This is a genomic window from Rhizobium sp. SJZ105 (genome assembly GCF_007828365.1).
Lineage (GTDB): Bacteria > Pseudomonadota > Alphaproteobacteria > Rhizobiales > Rhizobiaceae > Agrobacterium > Agrobacterium tumefaciens.
Genome location: NZ_VIUP01000003.1, coordinates 161,989 through 178,230, shown reverse-complemented (window position 1 = coordinate 178,230; position 16,242 = coordinate 161,989). Strand labels below are relative to the sequence as shown.

Below are 16,242 nucleotides of genomic sequence, written 5' to 3'. Positions count from 1 at the left end.
AATTAACGAAACGTCGCACCGCGGGAAGATCAATTGTGCAGCGCTACCGACCAGCGCAACAGTGGCGGCAACGGTGTCCACCAGCCGGTGCGAATGCCGGCTTGCCGCAGCATGGCGGCAGACCACGTGTTGCAGCCGGCCAGCGCATTGAACCAGCCATTCGCCTCGAAAAATCCATCCGTCAGGCTGTAGGAAGCACCGGGTATAAGCTGAACTTTGCCATTGTCCCGCAGGAAGCTCGCACGAATGCCCGCCACAAGTCGCTGATATCCCGCTTCGGAAATGCGAAGGCGCTTCACCCCGGCAAGGTCGGCGGGAAAATCCCCCGTCACATCCACATGCATCACCGACTGGTCGAGTGTCAGAGAGCGCACGACCGGCATCGGCTTCAGGTCGGCCCAAGTCGGCGTCTGTATGTAAAACGACCGGCCACCCCACCCGAACACCAGATAGGCAGCAGCCGGATGGTTGACCGCGATACCGCCCTCCTGCAATTCGGAAAAGACCCGCCGCAGATCGTCATCGACAGGCAGGGCGATATCGGTATGGATCGGATTGGATAACAGCAATATCTCGCGATCCCTCACGCCGCTTGTTTCATCGGCAAAAAAGGGTCGCGGCACGACGGTGCCGAGCACAAGAAGCAGGATGATCAGCAGCAGGCCACCGCCGATCCACCTTGTGATAAATCTCACCACGAAACGCCGTTAAAACAGGAAATAACGCTGCGCCATCGGCAGCACCGTCGCCGGTTCACAGGTCAGAAGCTCGCCATCGGCGCGCACCTCATACGTTTCCGGGTCAACCTCGATATGCGGGGTCAGCGAATTGTGGATCATCGAGGCCTTGGAAATGCCGCCGCGCACGTTCTTCACCGCCATCAGTTTCTTGGCAACACCAAGACGCCCTGCAAGGCCGGCATCCAGCGACGCCTGACTGACAAATGTAACCGAGGAATTGGTGCGCAGCTTGCCATAGGCGGCAAACATCGGGCGGTAATGCATCGGCTGCGGCGTGGGAATGGAGGCATTCGGATCGCCCATCGGTGCCGCGGCGATGGAACCGCCGAGCAACACCATTTCAGGCTTCACGCCGAAGAATGCCGGGTTCCACAACACCAGATCGGCACGCTTGCCGACTTCGATGGAGCCGATCTCATGGCTGACGCCCTGCGCGATGGCCGGGTTGATGGTATATTTGGCGATGTAACGGCGGACGCGGAAATTGTCGTTTTCGCCGGTCTCTTCCTTCAGACGGCCGCGCTGGCGCTTCATCTTGTCAGCCGTCTGCCAGGTGCGAATTGCCACTTCGCCGACACGGCCCATGGCCTGGCTGTCGGAGGAAATGATCGAGAACGCGCCGATATCGTGGAGAATATCCTCCGCCGCGATGGTTTCCTTGCGGATGCGGCTTTCGGCGAACGCGATATCCTCAGGGATGGACGACGACAGGTGGTGGCACACCATCAGCATATCCAGATGTTCGGCCAGCGTATTGATGGTGTAGGGCCGCGTCGGATTGGTGGAAGACGGGATGACGTTCGGATTGCCGCAGACCTTGATGATATCAGGCGCATGGCCACCGCCTGCCCCTTCGGTGTGGAAGGCATGGATGGTGCGGCCCTTGATGGCGGCAACCGTGTCCTCCACGAAACCGCTCTCGTTCAGCGTATCGGTGTGGATCATCACCTGCACGTCATATTCGTCAGCCACCGTCAGGCAATTGTCGATGGCGGCGGGCGTCGTGCCCCAGTCCTCGTGCAACTTCAGCGATGAGGCACCGGCAAGGATCATCTCTTCCAGCGGCGCGGGCAACGAAGCATTGCCCTTGCCCGCCAATGCGAGGTTCATCGGGAAAGCATCGAAGCTCTCGATCATCCGCTCGATGTGCCACGCGCCGGTGCAGGTGGTGGCAAGCGTGCCATGCGCGGGGCCGGAACCGCCGCCCAGCATGCAGGTAACGCCGCTCATCAGCGCTTCTTCGATCTGCTGCGGGCAGATGAAGTGGATATGTGCATCCATGCCACCGGCAGTCAGAATCTTGCCTTCGCCGGCAATCGCCTCTGTCGAAGGGCCGACAATGATTGTCACGCCCGGCTGCGTATCGGGGTTGCCCGCCTTGCCGATGGCGTGGATGCGCCCGTTCTTCAGGCCCACATCCGCTTTGTAGATGCCGCTATGGTCGACGATGACGACGTTGGTGATGACGGTGTCGACAGCGCCTTCGGCCCGCGTCGCCTGGCTCTGGCCCATGCCGTCGCGAATGACCTTGCCACCGCCGAATTTCACTTCCTCGCCATAGGTCGTGTAGTCCTTCTCGATCTCGATGAAGAGTTCGGTATCGGCAAGACGCACCTTGTCGCCGACGGTCGGGCCGAACATGCCGGCATAGGCGGCGCGGGAAATCTTGTAAGGCATGGGTTCAGGCTCCTTCGGACGCGGAGAAAATCGATATGGGAGAAATTCGTGTCAGCCGGCCCTCGTGTGTGAGGGCCTCTACAAGCTGTTTTTCGGCGGCAAACGGATGCCCGTTCCAGCCGTGATGACCAAAGCCCGCAATCGACACCTCGTCATCGCCGCCGCTCACGGTCTCCAGAACATGGGCAATGGCCAAAAGCCCGGTGCTCGGGCAGACGTAAGGGGCCGGCGCATAGACCTGCAATGCGTGATCAAGCCGCTCATGCACCCCACGCGGAATGACGATGTGGCTCTTGCCGGTCTCTTCGGCTAATGCTGCGAAACCGGAGGTATAATCGGCGCAAAAATCGGTCAGTTCGGGCCAGCGAGCGCGGATATCCGGCTCCATCTGCGAAAATTTCGCGGGATCGCGCACCGACCAGATAGCGGAAGCCTGCTGCACCCCCTCATTGTCGCGCCACGCGGCCCCTTCGCTCATCTCGCGGCCGGGCCGGCCGGTGTTGCAAACGGCCACCACATCCGTGCGGCTGCCGCCAGCGCCCAGCGAACGGCAATCGTTGAAGCGGATGACAATGTCGGAAAGGTCGATGAGATCAGCCAAGCCCTGCGGCATTTCTCCGTTTCCGACAATCATGATCCGCCGCCCCATACCGTTCAGAAACCTTCGGACAACTGGCGCAGTTCGTCAGCGCGCTTGTTGCTCATATCGGCCAGGCATGAGGAAACCAGCATCGGCTCCATCGTGCCGCCACGCGCCTGAAACCCGAAGGCATCACAATTGGCATCGCGAAACGCCACCCAGGCACGCTGGGCGGCAACCAATGCATCCACGGCACCCTTGCCGCTTTCGTCTGCCGTCTTGTCACGCTCGGCAAGCTGCTTGCGGACCTTCTGGTAGGCGGCGTTCAACTGCTTGTCGGCCTTTTCGTAATCCTTGCCGGCGCAGATGGTCATATCGGCCTGCGTTTGCGGCGAGGTGCAATCGGGCGCGTCATCGGCAAATGCGGGAGACGCCGCAAGAGACAGCAGGACAGCCGCACCGAAACAGAATTTTTTCAAAGTCATGGCCATCACTCAGGCAGCCGCGCCATCGAAAGCCTGCGGCTTCAGCGCACGCGGATCGACACCATCAAGGCAATTGGTATTCACCGCCACCATCGGCGTCCCATCCGGCCCATCGGCATAGGCAAAACTCTCAATGCCGCAGGTGGAGCAGAACAGATGATGGATCTTGTGCTTGTTGAAGAGATATTCCGTCAGCTTGTCGTCGCCGGAAAGCAGGGTGAATTTTTCGCGCGGCGCAAAGGCAAGCGTCGAGCCCAAGCGCTTGCAGCGCGAGCAATTGCACACGACCGTGTGGTCGAGATCGGCGTCGACCTCGAAGCTCACGTCGCCGCATTGGCAACTTCCGTGATAATGTGCCGTCGCCATCTCATAACCTCCCCATGATCTGTTGACGAAACCCGTAAACCTCACGCTTGCCGGAAAGCGGCACCAGCGTCACTTCCCGCTTCTGGCCGGGTTCAAAACGAACCGCAGTGCCAGCCGGAATGTCGAGGCGCATGCCGCGCACCTTATCGCGGTCGAAGACAAGACCCGCATTGGTCTCGAAGAAATGGTAATGGCTGCCCACCTGAACCGGCCGGTCACCGGTATTGGCCACCTCGATCGTCACCGTCGGCTGGCCGGCATTGAGTTCGATGGTGCCCTCTGCGGCAATGATTTCGCCTGGTTTCATGGTGCTCCCCTTTGTCTCTCTCAAGCAGCGGTGGCTGCCGCGCAGCCTTCAGCCTTCAGCACCCGTGTCGTCGATGCCGGATTGTTGACGAGTTTGGCCGCCGGGCGGATGGGCCTGCGAACCAGCTCGCCGCCGCAATTCGGGCAGGCGCCTTTGAGCACATCGGCCGCGCAATCGGCGCAAAAGGTGCATTCGAACGAGCAGATCATCGCATCCCGGCTGTCGGGGGCAAGATCACGGTCGCAGCATTCGCAATTGGGCCGAAGCTCCAGCGCCATATCGTCCCCCTCAGCGTATCGGTTCGTGAACGGTCACAAGCTTGGTGCCGTCGGGAAATGTTGCTTCCACCTGCACATCATGGATCATGTCGGCGATGCCTTCCATAACCTGATCGCGGGAAATGACATGCGCGCCGGCTTCCATCAGGTCGGCCACCGCGCGACCATCGCGGGCGCCCTCGACAACGAAATCGGTAATCAGCGCAATCGCTTCCGGGTAATTCAGCTTCACGCCACGCTCCAGCCGGCGGCGCGCCACCATGGCGGCCATGGAAATCAGCAGCTTGTCTTTTTCTCTCGGAGTAAGGTTCATCGTCGTCCCGCAGCTTTCGCACCTGCCCCGCAAAACACAGTGTTTCAGGGGCTGATCCGACTTGTTTGACAGACCCCGGAAGGTCGCCTGTCGCGGGCGATCCGGAGCTTTACAGATTCCAGACTTTCGGCACTGGCGCGCCGTTTCGCAAGAGCGAAATGATCGGAAAAAGTATTTTTCTAAGGGAGAAACCGTCGGCGGCGGACACGCGCACGACAAGCTTGCCCTGCCATTCGCTGGCGCCGCCGCTTTCCCCGGCAATAGCCCGGATTTTAGGCAAAAGCGCCTCGGCCAGAGGCCCGATATAAAGAAGCGTGGCAAAGGCCACCTGCCCGGCAAGCACCGCCGGTTTTGCAGTCAGCTCCGCCACTTCTCCCGCAAGCAACAGCTCTTCGGCATGTACCAGCCGGCCGCCATGGCGAATGCGCCATCGATCCCGGAACAGGCCATGCTGCATCGCTTCGCCCATGGCCTGACGCCCGAGCAGCACGGCTTCGACGGCGATGAATTCGGAGGTTGCGTCGAGATCGGCTTCCAGCCTGCGGGTCAGCGACGCGCGGTCGAAAAGAATGGTTTCCTGCGGCAGCCAGTGCAACCGGGCGCCCGGCCCTGCGGAAACGCGGGCGGTGACGGTGGCGGTTCCGGAGGATGCCTTGTAGACCTTCTCGCAGGCCTGCGTCGTCACCACCAGCGAGGTGCCGGCTCCGGCAACAGCCTGCCATTCCATTTCATCTCCGCCGGTCAATCCGCCGGAGGAGTTGATGAGGATGGCCTCGATCTCGTTGGAAAACGTATCCGGCAGGCGGATCTTGGCGCAACCTTCCTGGAACAATTGGTCCAGCCGGCTGCGCCCTTCGACAGCCTTGGTTACAATGCGTCCTCTGCCACGGGCGCGCTGCTGCCGGGCAGGTTCGCCGTCTTCGAGACCGGAAGGGCGGATGGCTTGCTGTTCTGGCTGCACGCGGTCTCCGAAACGGTTGCGGAAGCGGACCCGGCCTTGGCGCCGCAATCTTTTTTGACGACGGCATCCACCACCATCTGTCCTTCCGTGTTGCGGAAGAAATCCCACATTCTTTCCGCCGCATCAACCGTGCGCGTCACTTCGCCTGTGGGCATCTTGCGCTCCACGGCAGGTTCCGCCTTCGGCGTCTGCTCGCCACCCGGCTTGCGGGTAAGGACCGCCGACGCTGCCAGCACTTCCGCCTTCATGGTGGCGCGCGGCCAGGCATGGTCCCAATTGTCAATGACGTAGGACTGGATACGTGCCCCGCCCTTGCAAACGTCATAGGAATTGACGGTGAAGCTCTCGCCCGGTCTGGTTTTCGCGCCGCCCTTGCAGCCGTCCATTTCCGCCCAGCGTTTCAGCGCCGTCTCGCCGCCATATTGCCAGTAGGACTTGCCACCACCCTGATAGGGATTGGCCGGATCCTTCAGACCCGCAAAGGCGATGATCGACATTGGCCGCGCCGGCTTGCAGCTTGCCGCATCCGGTCCCCATTTGCCCTCTGTCTCCAGCGGATAACCCGCGCGCAACGATGCAACGAAGCCGGCAGCGGTGAAATCCGCGCTGCCATTGCAGATGAATTGCGACAGCATGCGCCCGCCGCCGGAATAACCGGAACCGTAAAAGCGCTCCTCATCCACGCAGAACTTGCCTTTCACCATGGCAATTGCATCGCGAATGAAGCTCACCTCATCCAGCCCGCCGGGACGGGTGGTAACACCAGGAACATTCCAGGCATGGGTGCCGGGCAATTCGCCATTGAGGCTGCCCGCCAGCGCCACCACCATCAGGCCGTCGCGCTCGGCAAGCTTGTCCCAGCCGCTGCGGTTCAACTGGCCGTGCGGATTGCTGTTGGAGCCGTGGAAATCGAACACGACAGGCACCGGTTTTTTTCCGTCATAGGCCGATGGAACGAAATAAACGCCTTCGCGTTTCTGACCACTGGAGAGAATGGAAAAATCATGCCTGCCCGGTTCCACGCCGGGTTGAGCAAGCTGACCGCAGGTCGAGGCCGACGCTGCGACACTCGCGCTCGCGCAGATCGCAAGACCCAGAAACAGGGTACGGGCGGAGCGGAACAGCCGGGCAGCCCGGCCAAGGGCAAAGTCTTGATGCATTGACACGCCTTTATTGGGCACGGTTTCCCCGACGATACGTCGGACGCGCGTGGAATGTAAGGGATCAACTGTCGCGGCGTGCGAATAGACTTCGTCTGTGTCTCGCATGCAGCATTTCCGCTGCCAATATCACAGGCGTTTATTCAATGAAATGCTAAAATTGCGCATAAAAGCCATGCAGACACGCATAGACTTTCAAAATATTAATCGGCCGTTTGCACGCCGTGATCGGCGTGCGTGGCTACTAGTCTCGATTTATACTGTCAGATGGCGACGCGCCTCGGGCGTATCCAGCGTTTCGGCAAACCCCTCATGCACAATTTCGCCCCGGTCCATGATGTAGACATAGTCGGCAAGCTCACGGCAGAAATCCAGATATTGCTCGACCAGCAGGATCGCCATACCGGTGGAATCCCTGAGATATTTGATTGCGCGGCCGATATCCTTGATGATCGACGGCTGAATGCCTTCGGTCGGCTCGTCGAGAACGAGGATTTTCGGCCGCGTCACCAGCGCCCGGCCGATGGCGAGCTGCTGCTGCTGGCCACCGGACAGGTCGCCGCCGCGTCTGCCCAGCATGGATTGCAGCACCGGAAACAGGCTGAAAATATCGTCGGGAATGAAACGCTCCTTGCGCGGCAGCGGCGCATACCCGCTTTCAAGGTTTTCCTGCACGCTGAGCAGCGGAAAGATTTCACGCCCCTGTGGCACGTAGCCGACACCGCGCTTGGCCCGGTGGTAAGGCGCAAGCCCATCCAGTGCCGCCCCTTCAAAGCTGATCGACCCGCCACTGATGGCATGCTGGCCGGTGACCGCGCGCAACAACGAGCTTTTGCCCACGCCGTTTCGGCCGAGAACACAGGTGATCTTGCCCATCTCCGCTTTCAGCGACACGCCCCGCAGAGCCTGTGCTGCGCCATAGTGGAGGTTGATGTTTTCGACGTTCAGCATGGTGCAACTCCATTGATGCTTTGGTGGGCGGCGCTACCCCCCTCTGCCCTGCCGGGCATCTCCCCCACAAGGAGGGAAATCAGATGCCGTTCCCGCTCGTCCCATCGCCTACTGGTCTTGGGGCAGGGTGTTAGCCGCTTGCCGATCTCCCCCCTTGTGGGGGAGATGCCCGGCAGGGCAGAGGGGGGTAAAGCCGCAGACGCTTCCATCACCGCCCCAGATAATTCTCGATCACCTTCGGATCGCTGGACACAAAATCGATCGACCCTTCGGCCAGCACCGAGCCCTCGGCAAGACACGTCACCTTCACGCCCAGCTCGCGGATGAAGCCCATGTCGTGCTCCACCACCACGACCGAGCGGGTCTTGGCGATTTCCTTCAGAAGCACGGCGGTTTCGGCTGTCTCCGCATCCGTCATGCCAGCCACCGGCTCGTCCACCAGAAGCAGCTTCGGCTCCTGCGCGAGCAGCATGCCGATTTCCAGCCACTGTTTCTGGCCGTGCGAGAGGTTGGCCGCGAGATCGCCGCGGCGGTGGCTGAGACGCACGGTGGCGAGGATTTCCTCGATACGCGCCTTGTCCTCCGCTGTCAGCCTGTAGAACAGCGTGGCGAAGACGCCGCGTTTGCGGTTCAACGCCAGTTCCAGATTGTCCCAGACGGTATGGCTTTCAAACACCGTTGGCTTCTGGAATTTACGCCCGATGCCCAGCTGGGCAATATCCGCCTCGTCCTTTTTCGTGAGGTCGATGCTGTCTTCGAACAGCACCGTGCCGGTATCCGGCCGGGTCTTGCCGGTGATGATATCCATCATCGTGGTCTTGCCGGCACCATTCGGACCGATGATGGCCCGCAGCTCGCCCGGCTCAACCACGAAGGACAGGGAATTGAGCGCCCTGAACCCGTCGAAGGAAACGGAAACACCGTCGAGATAAAGCAGGCTTTTGGTTCTGTTTTCGGAAACCGTGTTCATATCAGCCTCACTCCGCCGCCTGTTGCGCCGCTGTTGCAGCACTGTCATTGCCCGGTTGTCCGGCCGCACTTGCCGCCCGCGCAACACGCTTTTCGCGCCGGCCGACCAGATAATGCTGCACGGTGCCGACGATGCCCTTGGGGAAGAACAGCGTCACCGCGATGAACAGCCCACCCAGTGCAAACAGCCAGAATTCGGGGAAAGCGCCAGTGAAATAGCTCTTGCCGCCATTGACCAGCAGCGCGCCGATGATCGGCCCGATCAGCGTGCCGCGCCCGCCGACTGCGGTCCAAACCACCACCTCGATGGAGTTGGCGGGGGAGAATTCGCCAGGATTGATGATGCCCACCTGCGGCACGAACAGCGCACCGGCAATGCCCGCCATCATGGCCGAGACGACGAAGGTAAAGAGCTTGATGTTTTCCATCCGGAAACCGAGGAAGCGCACCCGGCTTTCGGCATCGCGCACGCCCACCAGCACCTTGCCGAATTTGGAATTGACGATGCCGGATGCAATCAGCAGTGAAAGCGCCAGCATCACGGCCGTCATCGCAAACAGCACGGCACGGGTGCCATCCGCCTGCACGGAAAAGCCGAGAATATCCTTGAAATCGGTGAGACCATTATTGCCGCCGAAACCCATGTCGTTGCGGAAGAAGGCAAGCAGCAGGGCGTAGGTCATGGCCTGCGTGATGATGGAGAGGTAAACGCCGTTGACGCGCGAGCGGAAGGCGAACCAGCCAAACACGAAGGCGAGCAGGCCGGGCACCACCAGCACCATCAGTGCTGCAAACCAGAACATGTCGAAGCCGTGCCAGAACCACGGCAGTTCCTTCCAGTTGAGGAACACCATGAAGTCAGGCAGCACGGGATGGCCGTAAACACCGCGCGTGCCGATCTGCCGCATCAGATACATGCCCATGGCGTAACCGCCAAGAGCGAAGAAGGCGGCGTGGCCGAGCGAGAGAATGCCGCAATATCCCCAGACCAGATCAAGCGCCAGCGCCAGCAGCGCATAGGCCAGATATTTGCCGAGCATCGACATGATGTAGGTCGGGATGCGGAACGCGCTGTCAGCCGGCAACAGCAGGTTGGAGGCGGGCACCAGCACGGCGATGGCCAGGATGATGCCGATGGCGATGGAAATGCGGCGATCGAGCGCGCGCAGGAGGAAGCCGGTAATCATGCTTCGATCGCCCTTCCCTTGAGTGCGAAGAGACCACGCGGCCGCTTCTGGATGAACAGGATGATGAGAACGAGAACGAGGATCTTGCCGAGCACGGCGCCCACCGTCGGCTCAAGGAACTTGTTGAGCACGCCGAGCGACAGCGCACCCACGAGCGTTCCCCAGAGATTGCCGACCCCGCCGAACACCACCACCATGAAACTGTCGATGATGTAGCTCTGGCCGAGATTGGGCGAGACATTGTCGATCTGCGACAGCGCTACCCCGGCAAGGCCGGCAACGCCGGAACCAAGCGCGAAGGTGAAGGCATCCACCCAGGGCGTGCGGATGCCCATGGAAGAGGCCATGCGGCGGTTCTGGGTCACAGCGCGCATCTGCAAGCCGAAGGCGGAGCGCTTCAAAAGCACCAGCAGCGCGAAGAAGACGGAAAGCGAGAAGCAGACGATCCACACGCGGTTCCAGGTGAAATTGAGGTAACCGACGCTGAAGGAGCCGGACATCCAGCTCGGGCTGCCGACCTCACGGTTGGTCGGGCCGAAGATGGAACGCACGCCCTGTTGCAGGATCAGCGAGATACCCCAGGTGGCGAGCAGCGTTTCCAGCGGTCGCCCGTAGAGATAGCGGATGACGCCGCGCTCCATGATGAGGCCGACGCAGGCTGTGACCAGAAAGGCGGCCGGCAGGGCAATCGCCAGTGACCAGTCGAACAGGCCGGGGAAATGGCTGCGGATCAACTCCTGCACCATGAAGGTGGAGTAAGCGCCGATCATCACCATCTCGCCATGCGCCATATTGATGATGCCCATGACGCCGAAGGTGATGGCAAGACCGATGGCGGCGAGCAGCAGCACCGAGCCGAGCGACAGGCCGTACCAGACATTCTGTGCGTAATCCCAGAAGGCAAGGGAACTCTCGATGCTCGAAATCGCCTCGTCCACATCCGGCTTCAGGCTCGGATCAACCGTGGGCGTCGCCGCCATCAGAATGCTGATCGCATCGCGCCCGCCAAGCGCCTTGATGGTGGCGATCGCTTCTTTCTTCACCTCGAGGGGGCGGTCGGAAGAGAGCAGCGAGACAGCCCGCGCCTCCTCCATCCGCGTCCGCACCTCTTTGTCGGTTTCCTTGGATATGGCCGCTTCCAGCAATTCCAGATTTTCGGCACTGGGGGCTTTCAGAACCGCATCGGCGGCGGAAAGCCGCACCGAGCGTTCCGGACTGAGCAACGTCAGGCCGCCCATCGCGGCGCGGATGACGCGACGCAGATTGTTGTTGACCCTGATCTTGGTAACCGCCGCCTTCGGCGCTTCGCCAGCGCTTTCGCCAGTCAGCGGATCGATTAGTGTGAAATTGGAACCCGACGGCTTGGTCATGAACACCAGATTGTCGGCCTTGCGCACGTAAAGATCGCCTGATGCAAAAGCCTCAAGCGCCGGCACCACCCGCGCGTCGCCGGTGGCAGCAATCTGGCCGATCAATGTTTCGGCCTGCTTGAAGTCAGCCGTGCCGAGCTGGTCTATCAGCGACTTCGGATCGCTCTGCGCGAGGGACTGGGCGGCGATCCCCAGGGTGAGCCAGAGGAAGATGGCTCCGAGAAAAGATCGGATCGTCATGTCGGGTTCCTTGGAGCGGCGGTGTATTTTATCTGGCGATGAGTAAGTGGCTTACCCCCCTCTTCCCTGCCGGGCATCTCCCCCACAAGGAGGGAGATCGGCAAGACGCGCCTGCGTCGCTCTGTCTCTACAGATGAGAAAGGGCGGAGCCTTGCCGCGAGTCGATCTCCCCACCTGTGGGGGAGATGCCCGGCAGGGCAGAGGGGGGCATGCTTGTTCAGTTTCGAATGATAAAACCGCCCCCAACGAGGGGGCGGAAACCACTAGTCCCTATCAGCTACCCTTGCCGCCGCACTTGCCCGTGGCCACGTTGAAGTTGCCGCAGGACATCGGCTTGCGCCAATCCGAAATCAGATCCTTCGAGTCAGGCAGATAATCCGACCATTCGTCACCCACGACCTGTGGCGTCTGCTGCACGATTTCGAACTGACCATCGGCCTGGATTTCACCGATCAGCACCGGCTTGGTGATGTGGTGGTTCGGCATGACGGTGGAGTAACCGCCAGAAAGGTTCGGCACGGAAACGCCGATGATGCTGTCAAGAACCGCGTCCGTATCGGTCGTGCCTGCGGTTTCGACGGCCTTAACCCAGGCGTTGAAACCGATATAGGCGGCTTCCATCGGGTCGTTCGTCACGCGCTTGTCGTTCTTGGTAAACGCATGCCAGGTCTTGATGAATTCGGCGTTGACCTCGGTATCGACAGACTGGAAGTAGTTCCAGGCGGCAAGGTGGCCGACCAGCGGCGCGGTATCGAGACCGGCAAGCTCTTCTTCACCGACCGAGAAGGCGACGACCGGAATGTCCTCGGCCTTGATGCCCTGGTTCGCCAGCTCCTTGTAGAAGGGCACGTTGGCATCGCCGTTGATGGTGGAGACAACGGCGGTCTTCTTGCCGGCCGAGCCGAACTTCTTGATGTCGGACACGATCGTCTGCCAGTCGGACTGGCCGAACGGCGTGTAGTTGATCATGATGTCCTCTTCCTTGACGCCCTTCGACATCAGGTAGGCCTTCAGGATCTTGTTTGTGGTCTGCGGGTAGACATAGTCGGTACCGGCCAGAACCCAGCGCTCGACGCCTTCGGTCTTGGCGAGATAATCGACGGCCGGAATGGCCTGCTGGTTGGGTGCTGCACCCGTGTAGACGATGTTGCGGGAGGATTCTTCACCCTCATACTGCACCGGGTAGAACAGCAGGGAATTCAGCTCTTCGAAAACCGGCAGCACGGATTTGCGCGACGAAGATGTCCAGCAACCGAAAACGGCCGCGACCTTGTCCTGCGAAATCAGCTGGCGGGCCTTTTCGGCAAACAGCGGCCAGTCGGAGGCCGGGTCGACCACGACGGCTTCGAGCTTCTTGCCGAGAACGCCGCCCTTCTTGTTCTGCTCGTCGATGAGCATCAGCATGGCGTCCTTCAGCGTCGTCTCTGAAATCGCCATGGTGCCGGAAAGAGAATGCAGCACGCCTACCTTGATCGTATCGTCGGCGGCAAACGCGCCATGGAAGGCGGTGGTGGACATGATTGCGCCGAGCAGCGCGGCGCTAAGCGTCTTGCGGAATGTCATCGGAAGAACCCCTCTCCTTGTTTAGCCCTCACGGGGCTTCAGCGGCATCGTTGACCGCTGCTGGAAGGGACTATCGATCTCGCGGGCGAGAAACCGTATACGTCAATTGACGTAGGCGGGGTGGCGAAAGCTGCAGGGGGTGTTGGGGAGAGGGAAATCCTGGCCGGGGCAACCGATGTGAAACCTGGCGTTTCAACTTGCTTCTTCTCCGGCAGGGAAGACGAGAGCAGCAGCGGGTCGAGGGTGCGAGGTCGGAGACAGACTGAGATGTCGTCCCTTCATCCAGCGCTTCGCGCCACCTTCTCCCCGGCAGGGGAGAAGAAACGATCAGCGACGCTTCACATCAGGCGTGCGGCTTGTCGTCCCGCTCTTCGTCGCGGATCGCATCGTCATGATACCAGGAGCCGAAATCGACATGCGGCAGACGTGCCTCGCGCTCCAGATCGCTCAGCCCGATGTTACGGAACTTTGAGAGCCCCGCGCGTCCGCCGACCGGAAATTGAAAGATCGTTGCCGTTTCACGATGAAAGCCAGTTGCCATATCGAACATCTCACTTTGTTTGCATCGAAGCACTTTGGTTGTGAAGCAAACCCGTTAGCTCTGGTTTAGCTCCATCTGATTAAAAAAAAATCACGCTGCGAAAAATATAGGCATTAAATGGTCATTCAGCAAGAAAAACCATTCCGGAAGCGCCGGTTTTTGGGGCAAATGCCGATCCGTCGCTCGCAATCGAAAACATTGCACCGCAACAGGGCATTTTGAGCGATGCCACCCGCTATCTGTTAGGAATCACTGACGAAACATTAGGGTTCGATTTATCTGCCGCAGTGCAGCATGAGCGGTTAATGGCCATATCGGCCCCCTCGGCCCTGAGCATGCCTGAAAGATTTTTCGAAGAATTCGCAAAACATCGCCAATCTGGCACGCGGCATGCATCTATATGGCCAGCCCTTGAACGCGAATGTGCTTCCGGTGGCGAAAGCCACGGCAAGCCTCAAGGCTTCGCATTGTTACCTATGAGAGGTTCGTAATGACTAAGTTCAAACTCGAGTACATCTGGCTTGACGGTTATAAGCCGGTCCCCAACCTGCGCGGCAAGACACAGGTCAAGGAATTCGATGAATTCCCGACGCTCGAGCAGCTGCCGCTTTGGGGTTTTGATGGCTCGTCCACACAGCAGGCCGAAGGCCACTCTTCGGATTGCGTGCTGAAGCCCGTCGCGATCTATCCCGATCCGGCCCGCACCAACGGCGTACTGGTCATGTGCGAAGTCATGATGCCTGACGGCGTCACCCCGCATGCATCGAACAGCCGCGCGACCATCCTCGACGACGAGGACGCATGGTTCGGCTTCGAACAGGAATATTTCTTCTACCAGGACGGCCGCCCGCTCGGCTTCCCCGAGCAGGGTTATCCGGCTCCGCAGGGTCCGTATTACACCGGCGTCGGCTTCAAGAACGTCGGCTCGGTTGCCCGCGAAATCGTTGAAGAACATCTCGACCTCTGCCTCGAAGCCGGCATCAACCACGAAGGCATCAATGCCGAAGTGGCCAAGGGCCAGTGGGAATTCCAGGTATTCGGCAAGGGCTCCAAGCGCGCCGCCGACCAGATCTGGATCGCCCGTTACCTGCTGCTGCGTCTTTGCGAACAGTACGGCATCGACGTCGAATTCCATTGCAAGCCGCTCGGCGATACCGACTGGAACGGTTCGGGCATGCATTGCAACTTCTCCACCAAGTTCATGCGTGAAGTTGGCGGCAAGGAGTATTTCGAAGCCCTCATGGCCGCTTTCGCCAAGAACTGGCAGGAGCACATCGACGTTTACGGTCCGGACAACCACCTGCGCCTGACCGGCAAGCACGAAACCGCTCCGTGGAACAAGTTCTCCTACGGCGTTGCCGACCGTGGCGCCTCGATCCGCGTTCCGCACTCCTTCGTCAACAACGGTTACCGTGGTTACCTCGAAGACCGTCGTCCGAACTCGCAGGGCTGCCCTTATCAGATCGCTTCCGTTGTTCTGAAGACGATTGCAGAAGTGCCGCTCGCAAAGTCGGCTGCTGCCTGATAACCCAAGACATGGCGTCGCCCGCAACTGGGCGACGCCATTTTTATGTCCACCGAACGGCCGGACCGGACAGGCGACCTTTCGCCCTCTGCCCTGCGTGGAATATTCTTGCCTATGCGCAAACTCGAAGACGTTGCGTGGCTTTGACCAACCGCATCGGCTTTTCCGAAACCGCGACACGGTTTTCGGTCCGATGCTCTAAAGCAAGAAGGTGAGCGATGGGCATTCTCAAAAAATTCTCTCTCGAAAACCGCATCGCCATCATCACAGGCAGCGGCCGCGGCCTCGGTTTCGAAATCGCCAGGGCCTTTGCCGAGGCTGGCGCCCATGTGTGGCTGACCGGCCGTAACGCCGAGGCGCTGGAACAGGCAGCAGGCACACTTCGGCAAGCCGGCGGAAAAGCCGATTATGCCGCTTTCGACATTGCCGATACCGCCGCCGGAACTGCCCTCGTCCACCGCATCATGGACGAATTCGGCCATCTCGATATCCTCGTCAACAATGTCGGCGCACGCGACCGCCGCCCGCTTTCCGAATTCAGCGACGAGGACGTGCTGGAGCTTATCCGCACCGACCTCACCTCCTCCGTCTCGCTGTCGCGAGATGCCGCGCAAGCCATGAATACCAATGGTTATGGCCGCATCATCACCATCACCTCCATTCTCGGCCACATCGTCAGGCCGGGCGATGCGATCTATCCCGTTGCCAAGCAGGGGCTGACAGGGCTGATGCGCGCAATCGCTGTCGAATATGGTGCGCGCGGCATCACCAGCAACGCCATTGCACCCGGCATGTTCGCCACGGAAACCAATGCGGCCCTTGCCGAAAACCCTGACATGGTCGCCTTTGCCAAACTGCGCGTGCCGCTTGAACGCTGGGGCAGGCCGGATGAAATCGCCGGTGCAGCCCTGTTTCTGGCCAGCGACGCGTCCTCCTTCGTCAACGGCCATGTGCTGACGGTGGATGGCGGCATGTCGGTGCGGCTGTGAGAATGGCAAAACACCTTTTGCGGAAAGGGGCTGGATCCTA

Annotated in this window: 18 protein-coding genes; 2 read left to right on the top strand and 16 right to left on the bottom strand. The window is 60.3% G+C overall.

Annotated features, from left to right (window positions below; translation table 11 throughout):
• Positions 1–29: 29 nt before the first annotated feature.
• The 16 genes from FB593_RS12920 to FB593_RS12835 all read right to left on the bottom strand — a co-directional run bounded on the left by FB593_RS12920 (position 30) and on the right by FB593_RS12835 (position 13,697).
• Complete coding sequence (locus tag FB593_RS12920; RefSeq protein WP_162696504.1) at positions 30–698, bottom strand: TIGR02117 family protein; 669 nt, start codon at positions 696–698, stop codon at positions 30–32.
• 9 nt (positions 699–707) lie between these two features.
• Complete coding sequence (gene ureC / locus FB593_RS12915) at positions 708–2,417, bottom strand: urease subunit alpha (protein WP_013636712.1); 1,710 nt, start codon at positions 2,415–2,417, stop codon at positions 708–710.
• A gap of 4 nt (positions 2,418–2,421) precedes the next feature.
• Positions 2,422–3,066 carry a Urease operon accessory protein gene (locus FB593_RS12910; RefSeq protein ID WP_162705249.1) on the bottom strand — a complete coding sequence of 215 codons (645 nt, stop codon included), beginning with the start codon at positions 3,064–3,066 and terminating at the stop codon, positions 2,422–2,424.
• A 5-nt stretch (positions 3,067–3,071) separates the two neighbouring features.
• Positions 3,072–3,482 carry a lysozyme inhibitor LprI family protein gene (locus tag FB593_RS12905; RefSeq protein ID WP_025594323.1) on the bottom strand — a complete coding sequence of 137 codons (411 nt, stop codon included), beginning with the start codon at positions 3,480–3,482 and terminating at the stop codon, positions 3,072–3,074.
• Between the two features lie 9 nt (positions 3,483–3,491).
• Positions 3,492–3,848 carry a GFA family protein gene (locus FB593_RS12900; protein WP_003513905.1) on the bottom strand — a complete coding sequence of 119 codons (357 nt, stop codon included), beginning with the start codon at positions 3,846–3,848 and terminating at the stop codon, positions 3,492–3,494.
• 1 nt (position 3,849) lies between these two features.
• A complete protein-coding gene (locus FB593_RS12895; protein WP_003491734.1) occupies positions 3,850–4,155 on the bottom strand; it encodes an urease subunit beta in 306 nt (101 codons plus the stop codon).
• 20 nt (positions 4,156–4,175) lie between these two features.
• Entirely contained in the window at positions 4,176–4,433 is a 258-nt protein-coding gene (locus tag FB593_RS12890; protein WP_112497129.1) for a DUF1272 domain-containing protein, read from the bottom strand.
• Between the two features lie 10 nt (positions 4,434–4,443).
• The gene (locus FB593_RS12885; protein ID WP_003513909.1) at positions 4,444–4,746 is read right to left on the bottom strand and encodes an urease subunit gamma; all 303 of its coding nucleotides are present in this window, start codon (positions 4,744–4,746) and stop codon (positions 4,444–4,446) included.
• Between the two features lie 109 nt (positions 4,747–4,855).
• Positions 4,856–5,707 carry an urease accessory protein UreD gene (locus tag FB593_RS12880; protein ID WP_003513912.1) on the bottom strand — a complete coding sequence of 284 codons (852 nt, stop codon included), beginning with the start codon at positions 5,705–5,707 and terminating at the stop codon, positions 4,856–4,858.
• Complete coding sequence (locus tag FB593_RS12875) at positions 5,614–6,867, bottom strand: alpha/beta hydrolase family esterase (RefSeq protein WP_019565111.1); 1,254 nt, start codon at positions 6,865–6,867, stop codon at positions 5,614–5,616. Before FB593_RS12875 ends, FB593_RS12880 begins: the two co-directional genes overlap by 94 nt.
• Before the next feature lie 255 nt (positions 6,868–7,122).
• Positions 7,123–7,818, bottom strand: a complete 696-nt coding sequence (gene urtE, locus FB593_RS12870) for an urea ABC transporter ATP-binding subunit UrtE (RefSeq protein WP_038492022.1) — start codon at positions 7,816–7,818, stop codon at positions 7,123–7,125.
• 208 nt (positions 7,819–8,026) lie between these two features.
• Positions 8,027–8,788: an urea ABC transporter ATP-binding protein UrtD gene (gene urtD / locus FB593_RS12860; RefSeq protein ID WP_003513917.1), complete on the bottom strand. Its 762-nt coding sequence runs from the start codon at positions 8,786–8,788 to the stop codon at positions 8,027–8,029.
• Positions 8,789–8,795: 7 nt separating this feature from the next.
• Positions 8,796–9,974: an urea ABC transporter permease subunit UrtC gene (gene urtC, locus FB593_RS12855; protein ID WP_145166654.1), complete on the bottom strand. Its 1,179-nt coding sequence runs from the start codon at positions 9,972–9,974 to the stop codon at positions 8,796–8,798.
• A complete protein-coding gene (urtB, locus tag FB593_RS12850; RefSeq protein ID WP_112290314.1) occupies positions 9,971–11,584 on the bottom strand; it encodes an urea ABC transporter permease subunit UrtB in 1,614 nt (537 codons plus the stop codon). Before urtB ends, urtC begins: the two co-directional genes overlap by 4 nt.
• A 273-nt stretch (positions 11,585–11,857) precedes the next feature.
• On the bottom strand, positions 11,858–13,147 hold the full coding sequence (gene urtA / locus FB593_RS12840) for an urea ABC transporter substrate-binding protein (RefSeq protein WP_003513924.1): 1,290 nt from the start codon (positions 13,145–13,147) through the stop codon (positions 11,858–11,860).
• Between the two features lie 343 nt (positions 13,148–13,490).
• Positions 13,491–13,697: a DUF2735 domain-containing protein gene (locus FB593_RS12835; RefSeq protein WP_186447917.1), complete on the bottom strand. Its 207-nt coding sequence runs from the start codon at positions 13,695–13,697 to the stop codon at positions 13,491–13,493.
• A 481-nt stretch (positions 13,698–14,178) separates the two neighbouring features.
• Here FB593_RS12835 and FB593_RS12830 point away from each other — a divergent pair, with 481 nt between their 5' ends.
• Positions 14,179–15,213 carry a glutamine synthetase beta-grasp domain-containing protein gene (locus tag FB593_RS12830; protein ID WP_003510168.1) on the top strand — a complete coding sequence of 345 codons (1,035 nt, stop codon included), beginning with the start codon at positions 14,179–14,181 and terminating at the stop codon, positions 15,211–15,213.
• Positions 15,214–15,431: 218 nt separating this feature from the next.
• Positions 15,432–16,202 (top strand): SDR family oxidoreductase, encoded by a 771-nt coding sequence (locus tag FB593_RS12825; protein WP_003510171.1) that lies wholly within the window; start codon positions 15,432–15,434, stop codon positions 16,200–16,202.
• Positions 16,203–16,242: the final 40 nt, after the last annotated feature.

What these genes read in the sequence shown, in the direction of transcription:
- ureC (WP_013636712.1), bottom strand. Translation starts at nt 2,417, where the DNA reads ATGCCTTACAAGATTTCCCGCGCCGCCTATGCCGGCATGTTCGGCCCG.
- FB593_RS12910 (WP_162705249.1), bottom strand. Translation starts at nt 3,066, where the DNA reads ATGGGGCGGCGGATCATGATTGTCGGAAACGGAGAAATGCCGCAGGGC.
- FB593_RS12905 (WP_025594323.1), bottom strand. Translation starts at nt 3,482, where the DNA reads ATGACTTTGAAAAAATTCTGTTTCGGTGCGGCTGTCCTGCTGTCTCTT.
- FB593_RS12900 (WP_003513905.1), bottom strand. Translation starts at nt 3,848, where the DNA reads ATGGCGACGGCACATTATCACGGAAGTTGCCAATGCGGCGACGTGAGC.
- FB593_RS12895 (WP_003491734.1), bottom strand. Translation starts at nt 4,155, where the DNA reads ATGAAACCAGGCGAAATCATTGCCGCAGAGGGCACCATCGAACTCAAT.
- FB593_RS12890 (WP_112497129.1), bottom strand. Translation starts at nt 4,433, where the DNA reads ATGGCGCTGGAGCTTCGGCCCAATTGCGAATGCTGCGACCGTGATCTT.
- FB593_RS12885 (WP_003513909.1), bottom strand. Translation starts at nt 4,746, where the DNA reads ATGAACCTTACTCCGAGAGAAAAAGACAAGCTGCTGATTTCCATGGCC.
- FB593_RS12875 (WP_019565111.1), bottom strand. Translation starts at nt 6,867, where the DNA reads ATGCATCAAGACTTTGCCCTTGGCCGGGCTGCCCGGCTGTTCCGCTCC.
- urtE (WP_038492022.1), bottom strand. Translation starts at nt 7,818, where the DNA reads ATGCTGAACGTCGAAAACATCAACCTCCACTATGGCGCAGCACAGGCT.
- urtD (WP_003513917.1), bottom strand. Translation starts at nt 8,788, where the DNA reads ATGAACACGGTTTCCGAAAACAGAACCAAAAGCCTGCTTTATCTCGAC.
- urtC (WP_145166654.1), bottom strand. Translation starts at nt 9,974, where the DNA reads ATGATTACCGGCTTCCTCCTGCGCGCGCTCGATCGCCGCATTTCCATC.
- urtB (WP_112290314.1), bottom strand. Translation starts at nt 11,584, where the DNA reads ATGACGATCCGATCTTTTCTCGGAGCCATCTTCCTCTGGCTCACCCTG.
- urtA (WP_003513924.1), bottom strand. Translation starts at nt 13,147, where the DNA reads ATGACATTCCGCAAGACGCTTAGCGCCGCGCTGCTCGGCGCAATCATG.
- FB593_RS12835 (WP_186447917.1), bottom strand. Translation starts at nt 13,697, where the DNA reads ATGTTCGATATGGCAACTGGCTTTCATCGTGAAACGGCAACGATCTTT.
- FB593_RS12830 (WP_003510168.1), top strand. Translation starts at nt 14,179, where the DNA reads ATGACTAAGTTCAAACTCGAGTACATCTGGCTTGACGGTTATAAGCCG.
- FB593_RS12825 (WP_003510171.1), top strand. Translation starts at nt 15,432, where the DNA reads ATGGGCATTCTCAAAAAATTCTCTCTCGAAAACCGCATCGCCATCATC.